The 26,805-nt window shown below is 63.7% G+C and carries 23 protein-coding genes; 14 read left to right on the top strand and 9 right to left on the bottom strand.

The genetic code is table 11. From position 1 onward, the window contains the following. Nucleotides 1-19 precede the first annotated feature (19 nt). The gene (locus tag ACNAOU_RS02345) at nucleotides 20-361 is read right to left on the bottom strand and encodes a hypothetical protein (RefSeq protein ID WP_026267411.1); all 342 of its coding nucleotides are present in this window, start codon (nucleotides 359-361) and stop codon (nucleotides 20-22) included. A 283-nt stretch (nucleotides 362-644) separates the two neighbouring features. Between ACNAOU_RS02345 and ACNAOU_RS02340 the strand changes: the two genes are divergently transcribed. Continuing rightward, nucleotides 645-2,801 (top strand): glycogen debranching N-terminal domain-containing protein, encoded by a 2,157-nt coding sequence (locus ACNAOU_RS02340; protein ID WP_018779488.1) that lies wholly within the window; start codon nucleotides 645-647, stop codon nucleotides 2,799-2,801. 12 nt (nucleotides 2,802-2,813) lie between these two features. Here ACNAOU_RS02340 and hxlA read toward each other — a convergent pair whose 3' ends face one another. Next, the gene (hxlA, locus tag ACNAOU_RS02335) at nucleotides 2,814-3,437 is read right to left on the bottom strand and encodes a 3-hexulose-6-phosphate synthase (protein ID WP_275777646.1); all 624 of its coding nucleotides are present in this window, start codon (nucleotides 3,435-3,437) and stop codon (nucleotides 2,814-2,816) included. Nucleotides 3,438-3,488: 51 nt separating this feature from the next. Further along, nucleotides 3,489-4,079, bottom strand: coding sequence for a 6-phospho-3-hexuloisomerase (gene hxlB, locus ACNAOU_RS02330; protein ID WP_275777644.1), 591 nt, complete (start codon nucleotides 4,077-4,079; stop codon nucleotides 3,489-3,491). Between the two features lie 149 nt (nucleotides 4,080-4,228). On the opposite strand from hxlB, the gene ACNAOU_RS02325 reads away from it, so the two are divergent. Next, a complete protein-coding gene (locus ACNAOU_RS02325) occupies nucleotides 4,229-5,494 on the top strand; it encodes a helix-turn-helix transcriptional regulator (protein WP_422757928.1) in 1,266 nt (421 codons plus the stop codon). A gap of 3 nt (nucleotides 5,495-5,497) precedes the next feature. Here the strand turns inward: ACNAOU_RS02325 and ACNAOU_RS02320 are convergent, their stop codons facing one another. Together ACNAOU_RS02320 and ACNAOU_RS02315 are read right to left on the bottom strand one after the other, a co-directional pair. Then, complete coding sequence (locus tag ACNAOU_RS02320) at nucleotides 5,498-6,913, bottom strand: 2Fe-2S iron-sulfur cluster-binding protein (protein ID WP_018779492.1); 1,416 nt, start codon at nucleotides 6,911-6,913, stop codon at nucleotides 5,498-5,500. Beyond that, nucleotides 6,910-8,214 (bottom strand): aromatic ring-hydroxylating oxygenase subunit alpha, encoded by a 1,305-nt coding sequence (locus tag ACNAOU_RS02315; RefSeq protein WP_018779493.1) that lies wholly within the window; start codon nucleotides 8,212-8,214, stop codon nucleotides 6,910-6,912. The genes ACNAOU_RS02320 and ACNAOU_RS02315 overlap by 4 nt, the downstream gene beginning before the upstream one ends. 169 nt (nucleotides 8,215-8,383) lie before the next feature. On the opposite strand from ACNAOU_RS02315, the gene ACNAOU_RS02310 reads away from it, so the two are divergent. Then, nucleotides 8,384-9,316, top strand: coding sequence for a LysR family transcriptional regulator (locus ACNAOU_RS02310; RefSeq protein WP_039239424.1), 933 nt, complete (start codon nucleotides 8,384-8,386; stop codon nucleotides 9,314-9,316). A 44-nt stretch (nucleotides 9,317-9,360) separates the two neighbouring features. Here the strand turns inward: ACNAOU_RS02310 and ACNAOU_RS02305 are convergent, their stop codons facing one another. From ACNAOU_RS02305 to ACNAOU_RS02295, 3 genes are all read right to left on the bottom strand, one after another. Then, nucleotides 9,361-9,576, bottom strand: a complete 216-nt coding sequence (locus tag ACNAOU_RS02305) for a hypothetical protein (protein WP_227453668.1) — start codon at nucleotides 9,574-9,576, stop codon at nucleotides 9,361-9,363. Between the two features lie 15 nt (nucleotides 9,577-9,591). Then, nucleotides 9,592-10,506, bottom strand: a complete 915-nt coding sequence (gene pdxS, locus ACNAOU_RS02300; RefSeq protein WP_422757926.1) for a pyridoxal 5'-phosphate synthase lyase subunit PdxS — start codon at nucleotides 10,504-10,506, stop codon at nucleotides 9,592-9,594. Between the two features lie 158 nt (nucleotides 10,507-10,664). Further along, nucleotides 10,665-11,345: a GntR family transcriptional regulator gene (locus ACNAOU_RS02295; RefSeq protein WP_055973833.1), complete on the bottom strand. Its 681-nt coding sequence runs from the start codon at nucleotides 11,343-11,345 to the stop codon at nucleotides 10,665-10,667. A 131-nt stretch (nucleotides 11,346-11,476) separates the two neighbouring features. On the opposite strand from ACNAOU_RS02295, the gene purU reads away from it, so the two are divergent. The 11 genes from purU (at nucleotide 11,477) to ACNAOU_RS02240 (ending at nucleotide 26,001) form a co-directional block, all read left to right on the top strand. Further along, a complete protein-coding gene (gene purU, locus ACNAOU_RS02290) occupies nucleotides 11,477-12,394 on the top strand; it encodes a formyltetrahydrofolate deformylase (protein ID WP_422757924.1) in 918 nt (305 codons plus the stop codon). 48 nt (nucleotides 12,395-12,442) lie between these two features. Then, complete coding sequence (locus ACNAOU_RS02285) at nucleotides 12,443-14,935, top strand: GcvT family protein (RefSeq protein WP_422757923.1); 2,493 nt, start codon at nucleotides 12,443-12,445, stop codon at nucleotides 14,933-14,935. Between the two features lie 148 nt (nucleotides 14,936-15,083). Next, complete coding sequence (locus ACNAOU_RS02280) at nucleotides 15,084-15,710, top strand: cyclodeaminase/cyclohydrolase family protein (protein WP_055973839.1); 627 nt, start codon at nucleotides 15,084-15,086, stop codon at nucleotides 15,708-15,710. Beyond that, a complete protein-coding gene (locus tag ACNAOU_RS02275) occupies nucleotides 15,707-16,594 on the top strand; it encodes a bifunctional 5,10-methylenetetrahydrofolate dehydrogenase/5,10-methenyltetrahydrofolate cyclohydrolase (RefSeq protein WP_422757922.1) in 888 nt (295 codons plus the stop codon). The genes ACNAOU_RS02280 and ACNAOU_RS02275 overlap by 4 nt, the downstream gene beginning before the upstream one ends. Nucleotides 16,595-16,605: 11 nt before the next feature. Further along, nucleotides 16,606-18,924: an FdhF/YdeP family oxidoreductase gene (locus ACNAOU_RS02270; protein WP_422757921.1), complete on the top strand. Its 2,319-nt coding sequence runs from the start codon at nucleotides 16,606-16,608 to the stop codon at nucleotides 18,922-18,924. Nucleotides 18,925-19,083: 159 nt separating this feature from the next. Further along, entirely contained in the window at nucleotides 19,084-20,301 is a 1,218-nt protein-coding gene (gene fdhA, locus ACNAOU_RS02265) for a formaldehyde dehydrogenase, glutathione-independent (RefSeq protein WP_018779503.1), read from the top strand. A 97-nt stretch (nucleotides 20,302-20,398) separates the two neighbouring features. Further along, nucleotides 20,399-21,664 (top strand): molybdopterin molybdotransferase MoeA, encoded by a 1,266-nt coding sequence (locus ACNAOU_RS02260; RefSeq protein ID WP_422757920.1) that lies wholly within the window; start codon nucleotides 20,399-20,401, stop codon nucleotides 21,662-21,664. Beyond that, nucleotides 21,652-22,530, top strand: a complete 879-nt coding sequence (fdhD, locus tag ACNAOU_RS02255) for a formate dehydrogenase accessory sulfurtransferase FdhD (RefSeq protein ID WP_422757919.1) — start codon at nucleotides 21,652-21,654, stop codon at nucleotides 22,528-22,530. The genes ACNAOU_RS02260 and fdhD overlap by 13 nt, the downstream gene beginning before the upstream one ends. 128 nt (nucleotides 22,531-22,658) lie before the next feature. Further along, nucleotides 22,659-23,465: an IclR family transcriptional regulator gene (locus tag ACNAOU_RS02250; protein WP_018779506.1), complete on the top strand. Its 807-nt coding sequence runs from the start codon at nucleotides 22,659-22,661 to the stop codon at nucleotides 23,463-23,465. Between the two features lie 267 nt (nucleotides 23,466-23,732). Further along, a complete protein-coding gene (locus ACNAOU_RS02245; protein WP_306879199.1) occupies nucleotides 23,733-25,751 on the top strand; it encodes a BCCT family transporter in 2,019 nt (672 codons plus the stop codon). A gap of 73 nt (nucleotides 25,752-25,824) precedes the next feature. After that, nucleotides 25,825-26,001 (top strand): hypothetical protein, encoded by a 177-nt coding sequence (locus ACNAOU_RS02240; RefSeq protein WP_422757918.1) that lies wholly within the window; start codon nucleotides 25,825-25,827, stop codon nucleotides 25,999-26,001. 97 nt (nucleotides 26,002-26,098) lie between these two features. On the opposite strand, the gene ACNAOU_RS02235 is transcribed toward ACNAOU_RS02240, so the two are convergent. Beyond that, on the bottom strand, nucleotides 26,099-26,791 hold the full coding sequence (locus ACNAOU_RS02235; protein ID WP_026267414.1) for a fasciclin domain-containing protein: 693 nt from the start codon (nucleotides 26,789-26,791) through the stop codon (nucleotides 26,099-26,101). Nucleotides 26,792-26,805 lie beyond the last annotated feature (14 nt).

The raw sequence follows: 26,805 nt of genomic DNA, 5'->3' as shown, positions 1-26,805 counted from the left end.
CTGTAGAAGCGACGTGACATCAGGCGATGGACGGAACCGCATCCTCCACAGCCTCGGAAAGTGCGTAGGCGCTGGCTGCGGAGTCGTTCCACATGGGAACGCTGTTGACTACGTAGTCCCTTGCGGCCGGGCCGACCATGCTCATGCCAGGGTAGATCCGCTGGCCATTCAGCTTGATGGTTTTGAGGCCCTCCCGCTCAAGGGCGGTCTTGAAGGCGGAGTCGGGGATGGGGATTTTTCGTCCGAGAACGCACCAGCTGATGTACAGGCCGTAGAAAGTGTCAAATTCCAAGCCGTTCTCAGTGTCGTCCTCAAACACCACACAGTCGCGGATAAAGCTACTAATTTGGGTGTCGGTCATTACGGGGCCTCCGGCGTCGGAAGAAAAAGCGGGCCGCCGGGCTGCATCAGCGAATGTCCTGTTCTCTCACTATAGACCCCTTCTGGTTTCCCGGACGAGGAAATGAGATTAACTCTGGATGACGGGCCGGCACTCCCTTGCGCCGGGAAGGCATATAGAGGGTGTGGAGAGCGGCCGGGATCTGGCGCCGATCCTTCCGTCGGCGTAGCGTCGACTTCATCTCCACAAGCGGCCGGACAGGCGGCATCGGCTGCAGCTCAAGCGGATCGATAAGGAGCGTCTCGTGGCTGGATGGAACGCTGATACAGCAGCCGGACCCCTTGGTGCCGGGACAGTGACCCTGGTGGAAGGCTCATCCTTCTGCATCTCCTCCGCCAACGGAGACATCCACCCCGAATTGCCCCAGGGCGTCTTCCATCTGGACACCCGGATCCTCTCCAAATGGGAGCTCACTGTCAACGGACAAGTCATCGAACCCTTGGCAGCAGAAACCAGGGAACCGTACCGGGCGTCATTCGTCGGCAGGGTTCCCCGCCCGGATGGGTACGCCGACAGCCCCTTGTTGGTGGAGCGGCTTCGGGAGGTAGGAAACGGAATCCGCGAAGAAATCACCGTTCGGAATTATTCAAACCAGGCAACACAATGCCGCATCCTGCTTTCTGCCGAATCGGATTTCGCTGATCTTTTCGAAGTCAAGGAAGCACGGATCACGCGGCAATGGACCGAAACCCACCTGCCGGATGGTGATTCCCTGGAAATCCGCGGAAAATGGGAGGACATTCGGAAAAGCGTCCTGATACGGGCCGACGGCGCCGGTGCAGGTGCCAGGGCATTGGGTTTCACGGCCAAAATTCCCGCGTTCGGGAGCTGGAGTACGCGGGCCAGCGTGGTGCCAAAGCAACCAAGTGCCGGGGCCGCTTTCACCCACCAGGATCCGGTCGGGCTCTCACCCAGCGATCAGCGCAGGCAGGATTGGGTAGCCCGGATCCCCGTTGTGCAGCTCAGCAACCGGTCAATCGAAGACACCCTCCGCCGCAGCTACGAGGACCTTGGCGCGCTCCGCATCCAGGATCCGGACCACCCCGAAAGGGTGGTGGTGGCCGCCGGCGCCCCGTGGTTCATGACGCTGTTCGGCCGGGATTCCTTGTGGGCGTCCGAAATGGCCCTTCCCGTGGACCCCTCCCTGGCCTTGGGCACCCTGCGAACGCTGGCCGACCGCCAGGGCACGGTGGTGGATCCCGCCACCGAAGAAGAACCCGGGAAGATCCTGCATGAGGTCCGGCTGGGGGTCTCCGGGGGCCTGGCGTTGGGCGGAAAGTCCGCTTATTACGGAAGCGTGGACGCCACCCCGCTGTTTGTGGTGGTCCTTGGCTCGGTGAGCCGCTGGGGTTTCGGCAAAGACGCGATCTCGGGCCTGCTCCCCCACGCGGACCGCGCCTTGGAGTGGATCCGGACCTACGGCGACCGTGACGGCGACGGTTTCGTGGAGTACGGGCGGCCCAACGAGCACGGACTCATCAACCAGGGCTGGAAAGACTCCTGGGACGGCATCAATTTTGCGGACGGCACCCTCGCTGAACCGCCCCTGGCGCTGTGTGAGGTCCAGGCGTACGTGCACGGCGCCTATGTGGCGCGCGCCTGGATGGCCTACGACGACGGCGACCTCACCTTGGCGGAAAGCCTGCGGGAACGCGCCGAGGACCTGAAGAAGCGGTTCAACGAACAGTTCTGGATGCCGGACAAGGGTTACTACGCTGTGGCGCTGGACCGCAACAAGCGGCCCGTGGACGCTTGTGCTTCCAACATGGGCCATTGCCTGTGGTTTGGTCTGATTGACGAAGACAAGGCCCCTGCCGTGGTGGAGCGGTTGATGTCCCCCGAAATGTTCAGTGGATGGGGTGTCCGGACGCTGGCCAGGAACATGGGCGCCTACAACCCGGCCAGCTATCACAACGGCTCCGTGTGGCCCCATGACAATGCGCTGATCGTGTCCGGACTCCTCCGCTATGGCTTCGTGGAGGAAGCCCAACGGATAGCAACCGCAATGCTTGAAGCCGCCGAGATCTCTGGCGACCGGTTGCCCGAACTCTTCTGCGGGTTCGACCGCACGCAATTCCGGGAACCCGTCCCTTATCCCACGGCTTGCTCACCCCAGGCGTGGGCCGCCACGACGCCCATCCACCTGGTCATGAGCCTGTTGCGCTACGACACGCACATCTCCTTGGGCGGCATCTGGCTGGATCCGGTGCTGCCGCCGTCGTTCGGGGACCTGCACATCCGCAATGCGCCCATGGGCGGCGGGCGGATCACCATTGACGCTTCCGGCACGGAAGCGACGGTTCAGGGCATCCCCGACGGCCTCACGGTCCATCACGGGCAACGGCCGTGGATGTCCGAACTTGTTGAGCGGGCGCACCACCGGACTCCCGACAAAACCTAGGCACGGAGCCTGTTACTGGATGGCTGCTTTGAGTTCCTTCGCAGCCAGTTCAGGATCAGCGGCACTGTAGATGGCACTTCCGGCCACTGCTACGTCGGCACCTGCCAACTGCACGGCCGCAATGGTGGATGCGTTGACGCCGCCGGCCACGGAGAACGGCACACGGGCTTCTTCTCCGGCATTGAGGAGTCCGCGCAGGTCATAGCCCGGCTGTGCCTGCTCGTCGAGGCCCGCGTGGAATTCGATGAACCTGGCTCCGAGGGAGCGGGCTTGCTTGGCGCGGGAGACCTTGTCGGCCACGCCAATGAGATCCACCACGATGCCCTTGTTGTGGGACTGAGCGGCCTTGACGGCACCGGCGATGGTGGAGTCATCCGCAGTTCCCAGGACGGACACGAGATCGGCACCCGCCTTGAAAGCGATGTGCGCTTCGAGTTCACCGGCGTCCATGGTCTTCATGTCGGCAAACACGATCTTGTTGGGGTGGGCTTCCTTGATGGCCGTCACGGCGGCGAGACCCTCAGCCTTGATCAGCGGAGTACCGAGCTCGATGATGTCCACGTGCTCGGCAACTTTGCCGGCGAGTTCCAGGGCATCTTCGATGGTGAGGAGGTCAAGGGCGACTTGCAGTTTCATGGTGTATCGCTTTCTTTTGTTTGGGGTGGCTTTGGAGGACAGGTTTGCGGTCTATTCGAGGTTTGCGTGACGCAGCCAGAGCTTCTCGGCGGGCTCTGCAGTGGCTTCCCACAGAGTTTGGAAAACCGACTCCGTCACCAGGAAAAGGGATTGTTCAAAGAGGCTGCCCGAGTATTGCCGGGACAGGTCGGAGCCGTGGTCAGTCTTCCGCGCGGCGGGAATGACCACCAGCGCGTCGGCGAAGCCCGCAACAGCGGACGAGGGGTTGGTGGTTACTGCTGCCACCCGCGCCCCCGCGGCCAGTGCTGTCTGGGCTGCTTTGACCACGCCGGAGGTGGTCCCGGAACCGGATGCCACCAGCAACAAATCGCCGGCAGTGATGGCCGGTGTTGTGGTGTCGCCGGCTACGTGGACCGTCAGGCCCAGATGCATCAAGCGCATCGCGGCCATGCGGAGCACCAGCCCGCTCCGGCCGGCTCCGCCCAGGAAGACGCGCTCCGCTGCGCCAACTTCCTCTGCAAGGCGGGCAACCTGGCCGTAGTCCAGTTCGGAAGCAATGCCCCCAAGCTCTGCGAGGATCAGGGAGGCGTTGCCGGCTACGTCTTCAGCTGTGGCTGTCGCGGTGTCTGCAAAGACGTTCACGGTTCACTCCGTTCGTGGGTGGTTGATAGCGGTTTCCGACCTTGTAACTATTCTTCCGGCTGGTAGAGGTGGCTGAAACGCCGAAAAAGGACAGTCCTGGCCACCCGTTCGGGTAGGCAAGAACGTAGCTGCTCGTCTACGCTGGGGATATGCCCCAGCAACCGTCCGTGCCCTGGCAGCTCCTCAAAGCCATTGAAGACATCGCCCAAGCGCCCCTCGCGCGTATCGCGGAGAGCCTGCGGACGGCCCTCTCGCCGTTGGTCCCCTCCAGCGCCTTGGTGATTTTCACGGAAGACTGCACGGGCCGGCCCCAGAAAAAGGCGGGTGCCGAGGGCATTGTCAGCCGCGTGTCCATCCCCGAGCTTGATGGGATCCGGGCATCCATGGAGGGGAAAGGGCCGTGGCGGACGCGAGCGTGGATTGCGGGGCAGGAACGCGACATTCTGGGCTTCACCTATCCGCCCAGCAACGCCCTCCTGGTCCTCACCGACCCGGAGTTGCCGGAAGACGATGAACCACTGCGCCTCGCCTCCTACCTTTGGGGACTCACAGCGGCCCGTATCCAGGAGAAGGTCAGTGACGCGCCGCTGTCGTATCTTTTGGAGTCCCGGGCAGCATCAGCTGAACGGATCCGCGTAACCGCGGAGCTGGTGGACCAGCACTCCACTACCCTCGAAACCCTGCTGGCCGCACTGCGGTCCAACTCCTTGGACGATCACGCGGCCCGGGTCTCCGTGACCGACCTCGCCGTCAAGGCACTGATCGGCCTCAGGACCCTGAACGACCGCACCAGCGATCTCGTGGAAGAACCTGTGAGCACCGCCTTCCAAAGGCTCCGGGAGGACCTCCGTCCGTTGATGCACTTCAGCAACATCGACATCCAGTTCATCGAGCCGCCCGCCAACGGACGTGCCCTGCCCGGAGAGGTAGCCCACGCTGCCAGGGCCGTCGTCCGGGGCCTGGTCCTGGCGATCGCCGAGCAACCCGATGTGCACCGCGTACGCGCCCAATGGGACTGCGACGGGGAAAACCTGCTGATCAATGTCAGGGATGACGGACGCGGGGAACTGTCCCCGGATGCCCCGAACATGGAACGGCTTCGCCAGAAGGTGCAGGCCCTTGACGGCAAAATGAGCGTCGACGTCATGCACGGGTGGGGAGCAGACATCTCAGTGGCGCTTCCCTTGGACCCGCCGGTAGCGCCCGTGGGGGATGTCGCGGCGTGGGGCCTGGCCACCAGGGAATTGGAAGTTCTTCAGGCATTGGCCGCCGGGCAACGCAACCGGGCTATCGCCGCAGAGCTGAACATCAGTGAAAACACGGTCAAATTCCATCTGCGGAACCTGTTCCGGAAGCTGGACGTCCGGTCCCGCACTGAGGCCATTGCGCTGGCCCACAGTGCGGGACTCCGGTAACAGCTAGGCGTCGATCACCATATCGGTGCGCGCCGTGGAGCAGCAGGGCAGGAACTTGCCGGCGTCGATTTCCCGCGAGCGGATTCCGCCCTGGTGGTTCATTTCCACCTCGCCGGAAAGCTTGACCACCTTGCAGGAACCGCACATGCCCTCTTTGCAGTTGGCACCGATCCTGACACCGGCCCGCTGGGCCACGCCCAGGATGTGCTCATCGGGGTCAATGCGGACATTGACGCCGGTGCGCAGGAAGGACAGAGTGAGGCTTCCCGTTCCGACGGTCTCGAAGCTCGAGGCATCAGGCGTTGCAGCCTCGGGCGCCTGGCTTGGACCGCCGTCGGAAGCTTGCGAACCTGAGGCGTCCGGTTCGGAGGTTTCCAGCGGCAGGCCCGTGGCTTCCAACGTCCCGTCGGCGTCGTAACCCGGCTCGTAGAGCCCGAACGCTGCCGGTTGGCTTTCGTAGTAGTCCTCGGCGGAATCGGCGATTTCCTCGGCGATTTCCTCCGCAATATCCGCCGCGAGCGCGAGCTCTGCCTGGTATTCGAGGAGGGTCTGGCGGTCACCGGTGAAGAACTCCATGTAGATGGAGGTGTCGTCAACGCCTACCTTTTTCAGCAGCTCGGTGGCCGTGTTCAGGTAGCCTTCCGGGCCGCAGGCATAGACCTGCCTGCCGTTGGCGTCAGGGGCCACCTCTTCGAGCATGGCCGCTGTGAGCCGTCCGCTGAACCCTTCCCATCCTTCCGGTTTGCTGCGGTCGCCCAGGGAGTAGAAGACCTTGACGCGTGAGTCCACGGAGGCGATGTATGCCAGCTCCCGGTGGAACGCGAAGCCGCCGGCCTCCGCTCCGTGGTACAGCACCACGACGTCGGCATGGCCGGGCAGGGAGTGGATGGTCCGCACCATCGACATGATGGGGGTGATGCCGGCACCGGCGGCCAACAGGAGGTACCTGGCGCGCCGGTCGGCGTCTGGCAGGTGGAAAGCCCCCACCGGTCCGAGCATGTCCAGCACAGTGCCGGGCTTGACGTTCTCATGAACCCATGGCGACACAAGGCCCGTGGGATCGCTCTTGACAGTGATGTTGAAGGTCCAGGGCTCCGTGGGCGAACTGGACAGCGAGTAGCTGCGGTCCACCGGGTCCTGGTCCTCGCCGTTTACCGGAAAAGCGATGTTGACATACTGGCCGGCACGGAACGCCAGGGGCGCCCCGTCGCAACGGCGGAAGACGAAGGTCATCATTCCGCCGGCCTCGGGAACAGTCTCGACACATTCGGCCATGAACTCCTGCGGATGCCAGGGACCCAGGGCACGTGCGGCACGCGCGGGTGCCTCGCTGCTGCCCATCACCCGGTTCCACGGCATCTCAAGACCCCGGATGCGCTGCGGCTCCCGGATTGCCGTTTCAGTGAGGAGTTCAATCATGCCAAGTGCTCCTGCACGCGCTGGACGTACCAGTTGATGAATGCCTCCACCTGGTATTCGCTCTTCATGTAGGGGCCGGGCTCGTAGGCGGGGCTGCCGGCACCCGTCTGGCACAGCTCAACGAACGCCTTGTCCTGCAGGTTCGTCTGCTTCCAGGTGTAGGTGAGTTTTTCCAGGTCGTAGTCGACGCCTTCCACGGCGTCGTCAGCCACCAGCCAGGTGGTGCGGACCAGCGACTGGTGTTCGTTGATGGGGAAGACGCCGAACGTGATGACGTGGTCGCTCTGGAAATGGAACCAGCTGTTGGGCTGCAGGTGCATGGAGCAGCGGCCGAGGCGGAAATCGCGCAAATCGCCCAGGAGCTTCTTGGAAAGCCTGCGCCCGTCGGGTGAGAACGATTCGCCTTCACCGTCCAGGGATTCGCGGGAGATGCGGATGCCGGCGATGCGCGTGTCGAGTTCCTCCACTACCTCGTAGGGGAGGCCATAGCGGCGGCAGCGCTCCTCGAGGGAGGACTGGGCTTCCTTGTTGCGGTCCCAGACTTCCTCAAGGTGGGCCGGAATCAGGCCCTCGGTGAGTCCCCACGTGGGGAAGAGGGAGCAGGCGAGTTCCGGGTGCCCATCGCAGTGGTAGCACTCACGGTTGTTCTCCATGACGAGCTTCCAGTTGCCCTCTTCGATGATGTTCTGCTGGTAGGCGATTTTTGTCTTCGCCAGATCGTGGGGCGCGAGGTAGGGCTCGAAGATCTTGGAGGTTTCATCGAAGTCGGCCGGCGGCTCGCTCGCGATGCAGACGAAAATGAGCCCCGCGACGACACGGCTGTGGGCGCGCTTGAGGGCGAAGCAGTTCTTGTCGAACTTCGTCTCCCCCGGTGCCGAGGCGTGGATCAGGTTGCCCTCGGGCGAGTAGGTCCAGGAGTGGTAGCCGCATACCAGGTTTCCGGTGGAGCCTGCGGCTTCGGTCAGCACCCGGGCACCGCGGTGGCGGCAGACGTTGTGAAGGACGTTGACGTCGCCGTCGTCGTTGCGCAGGACGATCAGGGAGTACGGGCCATAGTCCACCGTGATGTAGTCACCCGGTTCCGGCAGTTCGGCGACGCTTCCGGCAAAGATCCAGTGCGCACCGAAGATGGCTTCCATGTCGATCTTGAAGATCGTGGGATCGGTGTAGAAGGGGGCGTCCAAGGAGTAGCCGGTGCGCCGGAACTCGAACAGGGCACTGATCTCGGCCAGCTGCTCGGCAGGCAATGTTGAGGCGAGTTTTCCGCGCGAATTCAGGGGCACGTTCACTTGAGCAGTCATGGGTTTCCTCCCGGGAGGCTGGGTAAGTTGGGGGATCTTGGGGGCCGCGGGTGCATCGTCGCAAGCGGCGTTATCGAAGTCTTCGTAGTACGAGATTAGGGACGAATGCACTGCAACAAAAGCGCAATATTTAGGAGATAACCATGCGCAATGGGTGCATGATTGGTCCATGATCGATCAGAGGCTGATAACACTTCGGGTGTTTGCCCGATGTGGCACCGTGGGGGCGACGGCCGAGCTCACGGGATATTCCCCTTCCGCCGTCTCGGCGCAGCTGCGCGAGCTCCAGCGTGTCCTCGGCATGCAACTTCTGACCAAGGACGGCCGGGGCGTGCGGCTGACCGCCACAGGACGCTTCCTCGTGGCGGGTTCGGACAGCCTTATCGCCGAATGGGAGAGCCTGAGAGCCGCGGCAATGGAGGCCGGCGACCAGGTGCAGTCACATTTCGGCCTGGGCGGATTCTCGACGGCGGCCGCGCAGCTTCTCGCGCCACTGGCCGCAACGCTGCGCTCCACGCGGCCCCTGCTGGAGGTGCAGGTGCTGGAGGCAAATCCATCACGTTGCTTCGACCTGCTTGTGGCAGAACGCATCGACCTCGCCGTCATTGTGGCGATGCAGTCCGACACCTACGGCGAGGACGATCCCCGCTTCGAGCAGACGGTCCTGCTGGACGATCCACTGGACGTCATCATTCCCGCGGACCATCCCCTGGCTTCACGGCAGACGGTGACGCTCGAGGAACTGGCGTCGGAGCCGTGGATCACGGAGGCAGCGGGGTCCACCTACCATTCGTTGTTCACCGCAGCATTTACGGCAGTGGGAGTGACGCCGCGGATCGCGCATGAGGCAGTTGAATGGGAGACCCAGATCGCGTTCGTAGGGGCCGGGCTTGGCGTAGGCCTGCTGCCCCGGCTGGCGCCGCTCCACAGCGCGGAGAACGTGGTGCGGTTGCGCATTACGGGCAAGGGGAAACCTGCACGCCGCATTGTCGCAGCGGTCCGCAGGGGCAGCATCGCCTCGCCCCTGATCCAGGAGTCACTGGGCATCCTGCAGGCCAGCGCCAAACGGATTCTGGCGGCGCGGCCCGAAGACGATCTCTGAGCCCCACGGCAACAAAACCGGCCCGGCCGGCAACAGCGCTCCGGCTAAGCCCAGACCTGGTAGCCGGTGGACTTGTCAAAGAGCCGCCGGGTGTCGGCTCCCGCGGCGGCGATCCACAAGACGGAGTCGTCATCCGCCGCCTGCTCCACCACGCCCGTCATGACGTGGTCTTCGAAAAGCCAAACCTCCACGGTGTGGCCGGTCAGCTTGGCCCAATCCATCCGCAGTCCCCGGCCGTCCGCCGTCCTCACCGGCCTCACGTCCAGCACCCCGGCCTACCAGCCGCGTTCTGCGAGACGGTGGGGCTGCGGGATTTCGTCGACGTTGATGCCGACCATCGCTTCGCCCAGGCCGCGGGAGACCTTGGCAATAACGTCAGGATCGTCGTAGTAGGCAGTAGCGTTCACGACGGCGGCGGCACGCTCTGCCGGGTTGCCGGACTTGAAGATACCCGAACCGACGAACACGCCATCGGCGCCGAGCTGCATCATCATCGCAGCATCAGCCGGGGTCGCGATGCCACCGGCAGTGAACAACACCACCGGAAGCTTGCCCGTGGCAGCGATCTCCTTGACCAGCTCATACGGGGCCTGGAGCTCCTTGGCCGCAACATACAGCTCGTCCTCGGGCAGGGCGGCGAGCTTGGCGATCTCCGAACGGATCTTGCGCATGTGACCGGTAGCGTTGGAAACATCCCCGGTACCGGCTTCGCCCTTGGACCGGATCATCGCCGCGCCCTCGTTGATACGGCGCAAAGCCTCACCCAGGTTGGTGGCACCACACACGAACGGAACAGTGAAGTTCCACTTGTCGATGTGGTTGATGTAGTCCGCCGGGGTCAGGACCTCGGACTCATCGATGTAGTCAACACCGAGGGACTGCAGGACCTGGGCTTCGACGAAGTGGCCGATACGGGCCTTGGCCATCACCGGGATGGACACGGCAGCGATGATCTGATCGATCATGTCCGGATCGGACATGCGGGACACGCCACCCTGGGCGCGGATATCAGCCGGGACACGCTCAAGCGCCATCACGGCGACCGCACCGGCATCCTCGGCGATGCGGGCCTGCTCGACATTAACGACGTCCATGATGACGCCGCCCTTGAGCATCTCAGCCATGCCCCGCTTAATGCGGCTGCTTCCCGTGAGCGGAATGTGTTCGAAAAGAGGGTGTCGTGTAGTCACGTGGTACTCCAGGGACGTAGGGGCCGTGATTGCATCACGAGCACAGGACCAGGATGGGCCAGGTGTAGGCCGCGCCTAATATCCGAGTGATATATTAGTAAGAAGTCCAGTATGCAAGTGACCCGTCGCCGAGTCAACCACTTTGGCGGCGGACGCCCTTAGGCGGCGAACAGCGCCTGACGAACAGCTTGCTCAAATCCGCTGACATGGACGCGGGCGAGTTCGGCGGCCTCTTCTTCGTTGCCGTCAATTACAGCCCGCAGAAGATCCAGGTGCTCGCGCACGTGGTGCTCGAGGTCCGGAAGTCTGTCAAGTACCATGCACCAGATCCGCGTGGCCAGATTGTCATAGCGGATCAGCACGTCCTCCAGATGCGGATTCGCTGCAGCCGAATAGATGCCCTGATGCACGCTCGCGTCAAGACGCAGGGTTTCCACCACGGACGCCGCGCTGACATCGAAGTCCTCCACGGCCCGCATCACGTTCCGCAGATGTTCCCTCGTGGCAGCTGAAGCCACCCGCGCTGCGCGGGCCGCGGCAAGCGGTTCAAGCTGGGCACGGATTTCGGAGATGAAGGCGAGGTCGGTTACCTCCACACGGGTGGCGAACGTTCCGCGCCGGGGGTAGGTAATCACCAGCCGATCCAGCTCCAGCCGTTTCAAAGCTTCACGGACGGGAGTCCGCCCCACTTCCAGCTCCTTGGCGAGCTGTTCGTCATTAAGGATGTCCCCTGGCTTGATTTCAAGCATCAACAAGCGGTCGCGCAGCCGTTCGTAGGCCACGTCGGCCAGTGATTTCCTGGTGGCGTCGCCAATGCTTGCGAGAGTTCCAGTAGCCACAGCGTGAGCTCCTTCTTCAAAACCGGGAAATCTATTGACCTGCCCCGGACACCAGTATACGCTGATTTCCAATCCTAATATATCAGTTTGTATTTCAGGAATATATCTAGGCACACACCTAAGGAGGACACATGACCCTCGTGGCTTCAGACTCACACCTCAGCACCCTTCCGGCAGAACGCGGCCAGCTCAAGGACGAGCAGGCGCAGAAGTTCGTACTCACACTGTCGTGCGTCGAACAGCCGGGCATCGTGCAGGCAGTCACCACTTTCCTCTTCGAACGCGGCTTCAACATCGAAGAGCACCAGCAGTTTGACGACAGCCTGCGCCAGACATTGCACTTGCGCACTGCCTTCTCCGGTGGCCAGAGCTACTCCTCGGATCAGCTGGAGGATGAGTTCCGTTCCATCGCGGACCGCTTCGATATGAAATTCAGCTTCCACGACCAGACCAAGCAACGCGTCCTGGTGATGGTCTCCAAGTTTGGCCACTGCCTCAACGACCTCATCTTCCGCTGGCGCGGAGGCAGCCTCGGCGGCGAGCTCGTCGCCGTCGTCTCCAACCATGAGACCCACCGCGCCATGGCCGAGGCAGCCGGGCTGCCCTTCATCCACATCCCCGTAACCCCGGACACCAAGGCCGAGGCGGAGCAAAAGCTCCTGGAACTTGTGGACGAATACAAGGCCGACCTCGTGGTCCTGGCCCGCTACATGCAGGTCCTTTCGAACGACCTGTGCCGCAAGCTGGAAGGACGCGCGATCAACATCCACCATTCCTTCCTCCCCGGCTTCAAGGGTGCCCGCCCCTACCACCAGGCCTACGACCGCGGCGTGAAGCAGGTGGGTGCTACCGCCCACTACGTCACCGCCGACCTGGACGAGGGCCCGATCATCGAGCAGGAAGTCATCCGCGTGGACCACAGCTACGGCCCCAACGCACTTTCCACTGTGGGCCAGGACGCTGAAGCACTGGCACTTTCCCGTGCCGTCCGCTGGCACTGCGAACACCGCGTCCTCCTGGACCGGACCAGCACGGTCGTCTTCCGCTAACCAGCCCGTTCAAGCCCGCCCCACACGAACTTCCGCAGGAGAATTTTCATGGCATCCACGCCCCGCATTGTCATCATCGGAGCCGGGATCGTCGGCACCAATCTCGCCGACGAACTGGTCACCCGTGGCTGGAACAACATCACCGTCCTGGACCAGGGCCCCCTGAACATGCCCGGCGGTTCCACCTCGCATGCACCGGGACTGGTGTTCCAGACCAACCCTTCAAAGTCCATGGCGTTGTTCGCCAAGTACACGGTGGAAAAGCTCCTCTCGCTGACCGAGGACGGCCAAAGCTGCTTCAACCAGGTGGGCGGCCTTGAAGTAGCCACCACGGAAACCCGCCTGGCGGACCTCAAGCGCAAGCTGGGTTACGCGCAGTCGTGGGGCATCGACGGCAAGATCCTCTCCCGCGAAGAGTGCAAGGCGCTGTACCCCCTCATCAACGAGGAAGACATCCTCGGAGGCCTGCATGTTCCCACGGATGGCCTGGCCCTGGCCGCCCGCGCGGTCCAGCTGCTCATCAAGCGCACCGAGGCCGCCGGCGTCAAGTACATCGGCAACACCGAGGTGACCGGGATCGAGCAGTCCAACCGCCGGGTCACCGGCGTCGAGACCGCCGACGGCGTGATCCCCGCGGACATCGTGGTTTCCTGCGCCGGCTTCTGGGGCGCCAAGGTAGGCGAGCTGATCGGGATGTCCGTCCCGCTCCTGCCGCTGGCCCACCAGTACGTCAAGACCACACCGGTCCCTGCACAGAAGGGCAAGAACGAACTGCCCAACGGCGCACAGCTGCCCATCCTGCGCCACCAGGACCAGGACCTTTACTACCGCGAGCACGGCGAACGCTACGGCATCGGCTCCTACGCGCACCGCCCCATGCCCGTGGACCTGGACGAACTGGGCAGCTACGAGCCCAGCAGCATCAGCGAACACAACATGCCTTCCCGCCTGGACTTCACCCTGGAAGACTTCCTTCCCGCGTGGGAAGCTACCAAGCAGATCCTCCCGGCACTGCGTGAAAGCGAGATCGAGGACGGCTTCAACGGCATCTTCTCCTTCACCCCGGACGGCGGCTCCCTGGTGGGCGAGTCCAAGGAAGTGGATGGCTTCTTCGTAGCCGAGGCCGTGTGGGTTACCCACTCCGCCGGCATCGCCCGCGCCGTGGCAGAGCTGCTGGTGGACGGAAAGTCGAAGATCGACCTTGGCGACTGCGACATCCACCGCTTCGAAGAGGTCCAGCTGACGCCCGAGTATGTCAGCGAAACGTCCCAGCAGAACTTCGTGGAGATCTACGACGTCCTGCACCCGCTCCAGCCCAAGCTGTCCCCCCGCAACCTTCGCGTCAGCCCCTTCCACGCCCGCCACAAGCAGCTGGGCGGCTACTTCCTGGAAGGTGCCGGTTGGGAACGCCCCTACTGGTTCGAAGCGAACGCCGAGTTGCTGAAGGAAATGCCGGACGAGTGGCAGCCGCCGGCCCGTGACGCCTGGTCCGGGATGTTCAGCTCCCCCATCGCTGCGGCGGAGGCCTGGAAGACCCGCACGGCAGTTGCCATGTACGACATGACGCCGCTGAAGCGCCTGGAAGTTTCCGGCCCCGGCGCCTTGAAGCTCCTGCAGGAACTGACCACCGGCGATCTCGCCAAGAAGCCCGGCGCCGTTACCTACACGCTGCTCCTGGACGAAGCCGGCGGAATCCGAAGCGACATCACGGTGGCACGCCTGAGCGAAGACACCTTCCAGCTGGGCGCCAACGGCAACATCGACACCGCCTACTTTGAGCGCGCGGCCCGCCACCAGACCGAAAACGGCAGCGCAGGCGACTGGGTCCAAGTCCGCGACACCACCGGCGGCACCTGCTGCATCGGCTTGTGGGGCCCTCTTGCCCGCGACCTCATCAGCACCGTCAGCAACGACGACTTCAGCAACGATGGCCTGAAGTACTTCCGCGCCAAGAAGGTCACCATCGGCGGGGTCACGGTGACCGCGATGCGCTTGTCCTACGTCGGCGAACTCGGTTGGGAGCTCTACACCAGCGCCGACAACGGGCAACGCCTTTGGGATGCCCTGTGGAAGGCCGGCCAGCCGTTCGGCGTCATCGCAGCCGGTCGCGCTGCCTTCAGCTCGCTGCGCCTCGAAAAGGGCTACCGCTCCTGGGGCTCGGACATGACCACCGAGCACGACCCCTACGAAGCGGGCCTCGGTTTCGCCGTGAAGATGGCCAAGGAGAACTTCATTGGCAAGGCGGCTCTGGAAGGACGCAGCGAGGAAAGCTCCGCCCGCCGCCTGCGCTGCTTGACCGTCGACGACGGCAGGAGCCTCGTGCTGGGCAAGGAACCTGTGTTCTACAAGGACCAGGCGGTGGGTTACGTCACCAGCGCAGCCTACGGCTACACCGTCCGCAAGCCGATCGCTTACGCCTACCTGCCGGCAGCCGTCTCGCTGGGAGACTCCGTAGAGATCGAGTACTTCGGCCGCCGCATCCAGGCAACGGTCACCGAGGATCCGCTGTACGACCCCACCATGAGCCGGCTCCGCGGCTGACCCCGCGCACTGCGGGTCCGTCAACGACCCGCAGCCAGGACATGCGGCCCGGGCCCTTCCCCTCTCCCGACAGACCAGGGTCCGGGCCGCTGTTTCCGACCTTCACATCCAGTTCAGCCTTTCTTACCCAGTTCAGCCAGGACGGCACATGATCAGCTCTGAAACCATCAATGACTACCTCTCCAGGCTGGCCTCCCGCCAGCCCACACCGGGCGGCGGTGCTGCCGCTGCGCTGCACGCGGCACAAGGAGCCGCGTTGGTTGCCATGGTGGCCCGGTACACCACAGGCGCGAAGTTTGAGCAGCATGCCGCGCTGGTAGCCCGGATCACCAGCGCCGCCGACCACCTTGTAGTGGAAGCCTTGCGCCTGGCCGACGCCGATGAGCACGCCTTCCAGACCGTCATTGACTCCTACAAACTCCCGTCGGACACGGACGAACTCAAGAGTGCCCGCAGCGCAGCCATCCAGGATGCCCTGGTCCAGGCAGCCCAAACTCCCGCGCAACTCATCCGGGTCGCCGGTGAGGTCGTCAGCCTCGCCACCGATCTCCTGGATGCGGCAAACCCCAACGTCATCAGCGATGTCGCCGCGGCTGCAGATGCCGCCCGCGCTGCCGCCACGACAGCGCGCGTGAACATCGACATCAATGTCGTGGCCATCAAGGACAGCGCCGCCCGCAGCCGCCTGGCAGGGCAGACGGACGGACTTGAGGACAAAGTGGTCCTCGCAGCCGATTCCCTGGTCAAGCGCGTCCGCGAAAGGATCCTCTCGTGAACACCCAAGTGCTTTCCGGCAAGCAGCTGGCAACCCTCATTCAACAGCGCGCCGGGGAAGAAGCCCGCGCCCTGGAGAACAGCGGGCGCCATCCCGTCCTGGCCGTGGTGGTTGCCACCGATGACGAGTCGACGCTTTGGTACGTCCGCTCCATCGAACGTGCAGCCGAACGGCTGGGCATCGGTTGCAGGATCGTGGACCTGGGACCCGAGGCCACCGAGCAGGTATTGGCAAGCGTCCTGGGGGATCTCAGCACCGAACCTTCGGTCAACGGAATCATCCTGCAGACGCCGTTGCCGGTGGGCGTAAAGGCTGATTCGCTGGTGGGCCTCATCGCCCCGGAAAAGGACATCGACGGCGCCAATCCCCTCAGCCTCGGCCGCTTGGCTGTAGGCCAACCCGCCTTCGCCCCCGCAACAGCGCAAGCCGTGGTGGAACTGCTGGACCACTTTGATGTGCCCGTCGCGGGACGCAACGTGGCCGTCGTCGGACGATCCGCAGTAGTGGGCAAGCCGCTGGCCTTGCTCCTCCTGGAGCGGGACGCGACTGTCACCATCTGCCATTCCAGGTCGGGGCCGCTGGAGCGCTTTACCCGGCCGGCCGACGTCGTGGTTGTTGCCGCCGGCAGGACGGGCCTGCTTAAAGGCGGCCACATCTCGCCGGAGACGGTAGTGGTCGACGTCGGAACCAACGTCCTGCCCGACGGCTCACTGGTGGGGGACGTTGACGAGGCGAGCGTCACCGGTATCGCGGCCGGGTTGACCCCGGTGCCCGGCGGCGTAGGCTCAGTCACCACAGCCCTGTTGCTCCTGCACACGGTTGAAGCCGCACGGCAGCAGGAGCCGGCCCAATTGGCCACCGCCACCTCCTCCGCCCGGATCTGAAGGGAAACCTCATGGCTACCAAAGCCCCCGACGGAAACATTGATGAGTCAAAGCTGACCGTCACCAAACCCAAAACCAAGGCGGTGGGCATCCCGGCCGTCGCCAACGCGTTGAAAATCTCGCTGGAACAGATGGGTCCGGTGCGCAGCGTCCAGACCCTGCTCGCCGTAAACCAGCTGGACGGTTTCGACTGCATGGGCTGTGCCTGGCCCGAACATGAAAAGCGGAACGCGGCGGAGTTCTGCGAGAACGGCGCCAAAGCCGTTGCTGAGGAAGCCACCCGCCGGCGCGTCACTCCCGAATTCTTCGCCAAGTACTCAGTGGAAGAACTGAAGACCCGCGACGACTACTGGCTGGGCCAACAGGGGCGCCTGACGCATCCCATGGTCCTTGAAGAAGGAGCCACCCACTACACCCCGATCGAGTGGGACGACGCTTACGAGCTGATGGCGCGGGAACTCAGGGAGCTGGAAAACCCGGACCAAGCGGTGTTCTACACCTCGGGCCGGACGTCCAACGAAGCAGCTTTCGTGTATCAGCTCCTGGTCCGCGGAATCGGCACGAACAACCTGCCCGACTGTTCCAACATGTGCCACGAATCCTCCGGTTCCGCCTTGGTGGAAACGATCGGTATCGGTAAAGGCTCCGTCAGCCTCACCGATCTGGAGACGGCGTCGCTGATCTTCGTCGCCGGGCAAAATCCCGGAACCAACCACCCTCGCATGCTCAGTGCGCTGGAGAAGGCCAAGAAGAACGGTGCGGTCATCGTGTCCGTCAATCCACTTCCCGAAGCCGGACTCCTGCACTTCGAAAACCCGCAGCATGTGGCAGGAATGATCCAAGGAACGCAGCTGACGGACGATTTCCTGCAGATCCGTGCCGGTGGTGACCAGGCTCTCTTCCAGGGCCTGGGTAAATACCTCCTGGAAGCCGAAGCCGAGGGCCGCAAGACCCCGGGCCTGGAAACCGTTCTTGACCACGCGTTCATCAATGACCACACCGTGGGCATCGACGACTATCTCCGTTTCCTGGAGAAGGTGGAATGGGATGACATCGTGGAGGCAACGGGGCTCACCCTGGAACAGATCCACGCCACCGGTGAACGGCTTCTGGCTTCCAGCGCCACCATTGTCTGCTGGGCCATGGGCCTGACGCAGCACAAGCACTCCGTGCCCACGCTCCGCGACGTGGTGAACGTCCTGCTGCTCCAAGGAAACATCGGCAAGCCCGGCGCCGGCGTCTGCCCTGTGCGTGGCCACTCGAATGTCCAGGGCGACCGCACCATGGGCATCTTTGAGAAGATGCCGGAAGCATTCCACGACCGACTGGACCAGGAATTCGAATTCCGTTCGCCCCGGGACCACGGCTATGACACTGTTGCGGCCATCCGTGCCATGCGGGACGGGAAAGTCCGTTTCTTCATGGGAATGGGCGGCAATTTCGTGCGGGCCGCCCCCGACTCGGAGGTCACCGAGCACGCCTTGGCCAACACCCGGTTGACCGTCCAGATCTCCACCAAACTGAACCACTCGCACCTGTCCACCGGCCAGCGGGCACTGATCCTGCCGACTCTCGGCCGCACCGAAAAGGACACCCAGCGAACCGGTGACCAGCGGGTCACCGTGGAAGATTCCATGAGTGCCGTCCACGCCTCACGTGGCCGCCTGAAGCCTGCAAGCGAGCACCTCCACTCCGAAGTCGCGATCGTCTGCAACCTCGCGGACAAGCTTTTCACCGACGGGTACCAACGCTTGCCCAACACCCCCAGGGCTTCCTGGCTCGCCATGAGGGACGACTACACCCTGATCAGGAAACACATCGAGGCGGTCTTCGACGGTTTCGAAGACTTCGAAGCCCGGATCCAGCATCCCGGCGGCTTCGTGCTGCCGCACCCGCCCCGCGACGCCAGGAAGTTCGACACAGCCTCCGGGAAAGCGCACTTCACGGGCAATGAACTGGAGTTCATCAAAGTCCCGCCGGGCAAGCTGGTCCTCCAAACCCTGCGCTCCCACGACCAGTACAACACCACCATTTACGGCAAGGACGACCGGTACCGCGGCATCCACGGCGGCCGTCGGGTGGTGCTGACCAACGCAGGGGACATCAGCGAGCTCGGCTTTGCCGATGGGGACATGGTCCACCTGGTCTCAGAGTTCCACGGGACAGAGCGACGGGCCGAAAACTTCCGCATCGTTTCCTATTCGACGCCGAAAGGCTGCGCCGCCGCGTACTACCCCGAAACCAACGTCCTGGTGCCGCTGGATTCCGTCGCCGACACCAGCGGCACCCCGACCTCGAAGTCCGTGATCATCCGGCTGGAAAAGGCCTAGCCGCACCACAACTGTCCATTTGTCCGTTTATCGATATGTCCAACTGTCCGTGAATGGTGCTTCGGTGGCCTGAAACCTGGGGAGGTATTCCTCATCGAAGCACCGCTTTCGGACCGTTGGACAGCTCAGTTCAACAACAGCAAGGAACAGGGAGTAACCATGTCAGGAAACAGAGCAGTCGCCTACAAGGAACCCGGTGTCGTCGAAATCATCGACACCGACTACCCAACGTTTGAACTCAAGGACGGACCGGGCGTCAACCCGGCCAACGTCGGCAGGAAGGTCCCGCATGGGGCCATCCTGCGGACAGTGACCACCAACATCTGCGGTTCGGACCAACACATGGTCCGCGGACGCACCACCGCACCGCAGAACCTTGTCCTTGGCCACGAAATCACCGGTGAAGTGGTGGAGGTGGGACCCGACGTCGAATTCATCAAGGTAGGTGACATCGTCTCGGTACCGTTCAACATCTCCTGTGGCCGCTGCCGGAACTGCAAGGAACAGAAGACCGGCATCTGCCTCAACGTCAACCCCGACCGCCCCGGCAGCGCCTACGGCTACGTGGACATGGGAGGCTGGGTCGGCGGACAGGCGGAGTATGTCCTGGTCCCGTACGCGGACTGGAACCTCCTGCGCTTCCCGGACCGGGACCAGGCCCTGGAGAAGATCATGGACCTGACCATGCTCTCGGACATTTTCCCCACCGGCTTCCACGGCGCAGTCACAGCCGGTGTCGGCGTCGGTTCCACCGTGTACGTTGCCGGTGCCGGTCCCGTGGGCATCGCTGCCGCGGTCGGCGCCCAACTGCTGGGGGCCGCCGTCGTGATTGTGGGCGACATGAACGAGGACCGCCTGGCCCAGGCCCGATCCTTCGGCTGCGAAACCGTCAACGTCTCCCAAGGCGATCCCAAGGACCAGATCGAGCAGATCCTGGGCGTTCCGGAAGTGGACTGCGGCGTTGACGCTGTGGGCTTCGAAGCCCGGGGACACGGAAAGGACGCCTCGCACGAAGCCCCGGCCACCGTGCTGAACTCACTCATGGACATCACCGCGGCCGGCGGCGCCCTGGGCATCCCGGGCCTCTACGTGACCGGCGATCCGGGCGGAATCGACGACGCCGCCAAGCACGGTTCGCTCTCCCTGTCGTTGGGGACGGGCTGGGCCAAGTCCTTGTCCTTCACCACCGGTCAATGCCCCGTGATGAAGTACAACCGCCAATTGATGATGGCCATCCTCCACGACAAGGTCCAGATCGCCAAGGCGGTCAACGCCCAAGCCATCCCGCTCGAAGACGCGCCCCGCGGCTACGCCGAATTCGACGCCGGAGCCGCAACCAAGTTCGTACTGAACCCCAACGGCTACGTGAAGGCCTGACAAAAGCTACCGGGGACTGCGCGGCAGTAATTACGGGAAGGCCGTGCAGTCCCCGGTGCCTTCCACACCGGAAGCACCACCCAGGAAACGGACATCCATGCTTGCACAAGAGGAGTTAACAGCCGGCCTCCAGCGGAACCATGCCATGACGTGGGCCGAAGCCCGGCAACTGGCGTACCACTGCGCAGCTCCCCTCCCCTCCGCACCAACAAGCCTCGACGCGGCGATCGGCTGCACTTTGGCCCGCGATGTTGTTGCCCGGCAGGACCTTCCCCATTACGCGTCATCAGCCATGGACGGCTGGGCCATCAGCGGTGAAGGACCCTGGGCACTCACCGGGCCCGGGCGGCGCCTTTCTGCCGGAGAAGCCAGTGTCATTGCCACCGGAGGCCTTATTCCTGCCGGAGCCACCACCGTGCTCCGCAAGGAAAGCGGACAGCTGTCCGACGACGGGCACCTCACCTTGGGGCCGGAGGTGAAACCGGGCGAAACACTTCCCGGCCGCCACATCCGCCCGGCCGGCGAAGAAGCCACCGCAGGCGACGTCCTCATACCCGCCGGCACCCTCCTCAATCCGGCACACCTTGCCCTGGCCGCGGTGGCCGGCCACGATCAGCTGCAGGTACAGCGCAAGCCGAGGGTCGCCGTCGTCATGACCGGTTCTGAAGTGGTCACCTCAGGTGACCCCGCGCCCGGACAGGTGCGCGATGCTTTTGGTCCGCAGCTCAATGCCGTCATCCCGCAATTGGGCGGAGTGCCGGACGGGCAGCTACGGATCGGCGACTCGTACGGAGAGTGGCTGGCGGCACTGGACGGCGCCGGTGACGGGCGGCGTCCCGAGGTGACGATCACCACCGGAGGCACCGGTAAATCCGGTACAGACCACTTCCGTGCCGCCGTTGCGGCGCTCGGCGGGCGGCTCCTGCTGGACGGGGTAGCCATGCGCCCCGGACATCCCGCCGTCATGGCCGAACTGCCGGACGGTCACTTCATCATCGGGCTGCCGGGCAATCCGCTGGCAGCCATGCTGGCCCTCATGACCCTGGGCGAACCCCTGCTCGCCGCCCTGGGAAACCGCCCCTTCCAGGAGGCCACTCCGCTGCTTTCCGGCGCCGACATCGAACCCGTCCAGGGAAAGACGCGCCTCATACCCTGCCGGCTCATCCACGGGCTGGTGTTCCCGGCCGCCCACGCTGGTCCCGGGATGATGCGCGGGCTCGCGTGGGCCGACGCGTATATGTCGGTGCCTCCGGAAGGAGCAGTGGCCGGCGAGCCGGTTCCCGTGCTGCCCCTGCCATGGACAGCGCCCATCGGTAACCCGGGCCAGAACCAGCCAGGAAGGCCCACCGTATGGCCCGCATGACGCAGCGCAGGAAAATCCACCGCTTCCAACTCGATGGGACGGGCGGCGAGCACCCTGTTCGTCACAAAGAGGACGTCCTGGCTGCCGAGGAGCCACTGGAAATCAGGATCGCTGGGACCTCCTTCGCAGTGACAATGCGGACACCCGGGGACGACTTCGATCTTGTGGCCGGGTTCCTGGTGTCCGAGGGGATCATCCGGAACCCATCGGAACTGCTCTCCCTGCGGTTCTGTGCCGGCGAAAAGGACGGGACACAGACCTTCAATGTCGTCGACGCCCAGCTGCGCCCGGACGTGCCCCTGCCGGACACCAAACGCCACGTCTACACGTCCAGCTCGTGCGGCATCTGCGGAACCGACTCGATCGACGCCGTGCGCAAGACCATCCACTACGACGCGTCCCTGGATGGGCTGCGGGTTTCCGTTGATCTCCTGGCCGGGCTGCCGGACCGCCTCCGCGAGGCCCAGGCCGTTTTCGACAGGACCGGCGGTGTCCATGCTGCGGGACTCTTCAGGGTGGATGGTTCCGAGCCGGAGCTCCTGTGCCTTCGCGAGGACGTGGGGCGCCACAACGCCGTCGATAAGGTGGTGGGGTGGGCACTCCGCCAGGACCTGTTGCCGCTGACGGGCCTGGTCCTGCAGGTCTCCGGCAGGGTATCGTTCGAACTCGTCCAGAAGGCCGCGCTGGCCGGAATACCGGTCTTGTCAGCGGTGAGCGCACCCTCTAGCCTGGCGGCCGATCTTGCAGTGGGGACCGGCCTGACCCTGGTGGGCTTCAGCCGTGGCCACAGCCTGAACGTCTATGCAGGAAGGGAACGACTCATCGATTCTCGGGCCAACGTCCAGGAGGTGGCCGTCAGCGCATAAGTTACGAGTGCCCCATGATGTGAAAGAGTCCGTGTAAAACTCCGTCTAGGATGAGGAAAGACGAGGGTGCAGGCCGTGCAGGGCTACCAGGCCCAGGGCCGCCTGCCTGGACAACGACACGAGGCAGCATGGCCGCACGCAACAACCCGGACTTCGACAAGGACGCGGACGCCCAGGGCGGAGGCGTCCAGTCAGTGGACCGCGCCCTCCAGATCCTGGAAATCCTGGCCCGGGAAGGCGACGCCGGAGTGAGCGAGATCGCCGAGGAGATGGGTGTGCACAAATCCACCGTGTCCCGGCTTGTGGGCTCCCTGGTTGGCCGCGACCTCGTCCGGCAAAACAGCGAACGTGGCAAGTACCAGTTGGGCTTCGGCATCCTCCGCCTGGCGTCATCCATTCCCGGCAGGCTGAGTGTTGTCCACGAGGCACGGGAAGTGCTGGAGGCCCTGGCTCACGAGTACAAGGAGACGGTCAATCTGGCTGTCCTGAGGTCCAACTATGCGGTCAACGTGGACCAGGCGATGGGACCGTCGACGTTGGCCACCTATGACTGGGTGGGGAGCCTGACGCCGTTGCATGCCACGTCGAGCGGCAAGGTTCTCCTGGCAGCACTGACGGCAGACGAACGAACCCAGGTTTTCAAGGCGGTTGGGCTGCCTGCACGAACGCCCCGCACGGTGACGAACCGCGGAGAGCTGGAGAAGCAACTGCTGGACGTGGCCCGCAACGGATACGCCACGGTCCACGAAGAGTTTGAGATCGGCCTCACCGCCGTGGCTGTGCCGATTTTCAACCACACCGGCAGTGTCATTGCCGCCGTGAGCATCTCCGGTCCGGCGTTCCGTTTTTCGCCAGAAGAGCAGCCGGGCCTCATCGATGGACTGCGCGAGGCCGGGCTGAGTATCAGCGCCAGGATGGGCTACAGGCCCCGTTAGTCCGGACCCGTAAACAGCTCTTCCCCCGCGGCGCTCTTGGCGCAACGGTCATCATGGTAGGCAACACCCCACGTCAAGGCCAATTGATATATCAAGTGGCCGTCAAAGACGGGAAAAGCCTTGACTTTGATGTGTGACGGGGCGCACTCTGTTGCTTAGCGCGAATGTTGTTGATTCATGCGGAACGTTCCTAACCTTCTCCGAACGCACAGCCCAAGGCCGTGCATCAACGCAAAACCCATGACTCGCCGAGCAAAGGACCCGCTCATGGCTACAAACAGTGGCATAAAACCGTTAACACCTGAGGAGTTGCCTGCCGACGATCGTCCGGCAGGCAGTCCAGCAACCCGACCCGCCCACGTGGAGCTCCCTGAAGAAGTCATCAGCAGCTCCCCCGATGCAACAAACCCGGCAGCCCTCAACGACGAGGATGGAGGCGCAGAGACTCTCCCCGATTCTGAAGAATACGATCAGATCCTGGTGGAACTGCGCAACGCCAAGACCGAGCAGGCCGTCTCCGCCCGCCGGAACCAGAAACTTACCCTCGACAAAGTCACCTTCGGGATCACAGGCGCCATCGCCGTCGCCTTCGTGGTCTGGGGCTTTGTCGGACGCGACAGCCTTTCGGAAACATCCAAAGGGGCCCTGAACTGGGTCATGGAATACACAGGCTGGCTCTTCATGGTCCTCGCCTCCTTGTTCGTCGTCTTTGTCCTGTGGCTGGCCCTGGGCAAATTCGGCAACATCCCGCTGGGCAAGGACGGCGAGAAGCCCGAATTCCGCACCGTCTCCTGGGTGGCCATGATGTTCGCCGCGGGCATGGGCATCGGCCTCATGTTCTACGGCGTGGCTGAGCCTCTCTACCACTACATCTCGCCCCCGCCAGGAACCGTGGACGGCCGCACGCCCGCCGCCATCCAGACCGCCATGGCCACCTCGATCTTCCACTGGACCCTCCACCCGTGGGCCATGTACGCAGTGGTTGGCATCGCCATGGCCTACGGGACCTACCGCCTCGGCCGCAAACAGCTGGTCTCCGCAGCGTTCACTTCGCTGTTCGGCATCCGGATGGTCGAAGGGCCGATCGGAAAGTTCATCAACATCCTTGCCATCTTTGCCACCCTCTTCGGAACCGCTGCTTCCCTGGGCCTCGGTGCCCTGCAGATCGGCAGCGGCATGACGTCCAACGGCTGGGTGGGTGAGATCGGCACTCCCGTGCTGGTGGTCATCGTGGCCGTCCTGACGTTCTGCTTCGTAGCATCAGCGGTTTCCGGCATCAGCCGCGGAATCCAGTGGCTGTCCAATATCAACATGGTCCTGGCCGTGGTGCTTGCACTCATCGTCTTCGTTGCCGGCCCCACCCTGTTCATCCTCAACCTGATCCCCTCGGCCATCGGCGACTACGCCCGCGACCTCGCGGAGATGTCGTCCAGGACAGAAGCCGTGGGCGACGACGCGTTGCGCAGCTGGATGACCAGCTGGACCATCTTCTACTGGGCCTGGTGGATCTCCTGGACGCCCTTCGTTGGCCTCTTTATCGCGCGCATCAGCCGCGGCCGCACCATCCGCCAATTCGTTACCGGCGTGCTTCTGGTCCCCAGCGTTGTCAGCGTGATCTGGTTCGGCATCTTCGGCGGAGCCGCATTCCACGTCCAGCAGGAAGCGGACAAGGCCGGTACGCCCGGCCTGGTGACCACAACCAACGGGGTCCCTTCAGTCAACTTCGACGGCGCACTCTTCGACCTCGTCAAGAACCTGGGAATGCCCGGCTGGGCCACGGCCGCTGTCATTGTCCTGGCCATGGTGCTCGTGGCGATCTTCTTCATCACCGGTGCCGACGCGGCCTCCATCGTCATGGGCTCACTCAGCTCCAACGGTGCTGAGCACCCCCGCCGTGCCGTGGTCATCTTCTGGGGAAGCCTCACCGGTGCTGTTGCAGCGGTCATGCTGCTGGCTGGTGGTGATGAACCATCCGAAGCCCTGGCCGGATTGCAAAGAGTCACCATCGTGGCGGCGCTGCCGTTCGTGATCGTCATGCTGCTGCTCTGTTTCGCCCTGACCAAGGACCTGCGGCGCGATCCCCTGTCGCTGCATAAGCGACTTGCCACCTCGGTGGTTGAACGAGCCATCCGGACCGGTGTCGAGCAACACGGCGGCGTCCAGTTCGACCTCGTCACCAAGCATGAGTGCGCCGGGAAATGTAACGAGTCCGATTGCCCCGGAGGAACGGCCACAGGGACCATACCGCTCGTCGGCAAACCCCAGCTGAACTCCGAAGACAAGTGACCGGCTCCGCCCCAAGCACTTCACCTGCACAGTTCTTTACCTGCACAGTTCATCCCACATAGTTAGGGCCCGCATGTCTTACATCTCAACCACCGACGGAACCCTCCGGCTCAGCCACCAGGCAAACAACGTGACCCTCACCCTGGACGCCTCCAAGCCCATGACGCTGCGCATCGAGGTTGACCGTTGTCCCTGCGGCTCGGAACACAGCCGCCCCGGTTCCTACGTCGACAGCGACTTGAACAACTAGCACCGCAACTTAACAGCAAAGCAGGCGCCGGATTCTTCCGGCGCCTGCTTTTGTTTGTACCGCTGTGGAGCTGTTTGTACCGCTGTGGGGCCTGGGCCTACTTGGGCATCAGCACCGAGTCAACCAGGTACACCGTCGCGTTGGCGGTCTGGACGCCACCGCAGATGACGTTGGCGCCATTCACGGTGAGGGCGTCCTTGGTGCCTGCAACAGTCACTTCGCCGCCCTCTACAGTCTTGTGGGTGCCTACGATCTTGTCCGGGGACAGCTGGCCGGGGACTACGTGGTAGGTGAGGATCTTGCTCAGCAGGGCGTCATCGGTCTTGAGCGTTTCGATGGTGGCCGGGTCGATCTTGGCGAAAGCGTCATCAACCGGTGCGAAGACCGTGAATTCGCTGCCGTTCAGGGTGGAGACCAGGTCAACCTTGGGGTTGAGCTTGCCCGAGACGGCGGCGGTGAGGGTCTTGAGCAGCGGGTTGTTGGAAGCAGCGGTTGCTACCGGGTCCTTGGCCATTCCTGAGACCGAACCGGCACCGTCCGGAACCTGTGCGGCGTAGCCGGCGCAGCCGGGGCCTACAAGGTTGGCGGCGGGATCCATGGCGGCGCTGCTCATGGGGGACGACGACGGCGACGGTGCCATCGACGACGGAGCCGCGGAGGAACTCATCGGGGCGGGTGACGAAGAAGAGGGCGAGCTGGAGGTGCTGGATCCACCACAGGCAGTGAGCCCGAGAAGGGTGGCTGCAGTGAGGCCAACGAAGGCGAGGGCGGGGCGCTTTGTGGACAACATGTCATTCTCCTTGT

This window comes from Paenarthrobacter sp. C1, assembly GCF_049315185.1.
GTDB classification, from domain to species: Bacteria; Actinomycetota; Actinomycetes; order Actinomycetales; family Micrococcaceae; genus Arthrobacter; species Arthrobacter nicotinovorans.
This window is presented reverse-complemented; position numbering and strand designations above follow the sequence as displayed.